A 1,084-nucleotide genomic window follows, 5' to 3' on the forward strand; every position below is an offset into this window, starting at 1 on the left:
AGTCCAACTGGGCGCCGGAGGCCTTGACCTTCTCCACCGCCAGCGCACGGTCCTTGACCAGCGCCTTGGCGTATTCCTGGGGCGAGTCCAGCACCGGGTCCAGCGCGTATTTCTCGAGATTGTCACTGCGGAATTGCGGGTTCATGACCACCTTCTTCACGTCAGCGTAGATCTTCTGGCGCAGCGCCTCCGGGGTGCCACCCGGGGCGAGCAGGCTGAACGGGAAGCTGGCGTCGAGCTTCGGATACCCCGCTTCAGCAAACGTCGGCACAGTTGGCAGGATCGAAGCCCGCTTGGCCCCGTTGATGCCCAGCGCCTTGACCTTGCCGCCCTGCGCGAACGGGCCGACCACTGACCCCGCGCCAATCGTCACCTGGATGGTGCCGCCCATCACGTCCTGCAGGGCCGGCGCGAGACCCTTGTACGGTACATGGACCATTTCCAGCCCGTTCTCCTTGGCGAACCACGCCAGCGCGAGGTGGGTGGTATTGCCAATGCCCGCCGAGCCGTAGCTCACCTGGCCGGGATGCGCCTTCACATAGGCCACGAAGCTGCGCAGGTCCGTCACCGGCAGCGACGGCGAGACGGCGATTGCCATATTGGCCATGGCCACCCGCGTGATCGGCGCCAGTTCCTTGATCGGGTCGTACGGAAGCTTCTTGAACACGTACAGATTCAAGGTGGCGGCGGCATCGGTGGCCAGCAGCAGGGTGTAGCCATCGCCCGGCGACTTGGCCACCGCCGCCGCGCCAATGACCTCATTGCCGCCCGGCCGGTTGTCCACCACCACCGGCTGGCCCCAAAGCGTGGCGAGCTGCGCCGAGAGTGCGCGCGCCAGATTGTCGACCGGGCCGCCTGCGGCATAAGGCACTACCAGCCTGACCGGCTTGTGCGGCCAGTCGGCCGTCTGTGCACCGGCACTGCCCGCGCAGCATACGGTCAGGATCGAAAAGAAGAGCTTCAAGCGTTTCATGGTCATCCCCAGGGTGCTGGATCGAACCCGCAAGCCTAAACATATCCCGCTAGCCCGGTCCCGCTGTTTCGAAAACGTTTTCGGTACAGTAGGCCCAGCACCCTGGGGAGT

At 65.1% G+C, this 1,084-nt stretch carries 1 protein-coding gene; it reads right to left on the reverse strand.

Features of this window, described 5'->3' with window-relative positions; genetic code table 11:
- Nucleotides 1-973: Bug family tripartite tricarboxylate transporter substrate binding protein (locus tag AB4Z27_RS29115; protein WP_177219918.1), on the reverse strand; the 973-nt coding region annotated here is incomplete at its 3' end.
- Nucleotides 974-1,084 lie beyond the last annotated feature (111 nt).

This window comes from Cupriavidus sp. KB_39, from assembly GCF_052114485.1.
In the GTDB taxonomy this organism is placed as follows: Bacteria; Pseudomonadota; Gammaproteobacteria; order Burkholderiales; family Burkholderiaceae; genus Cupriavidus.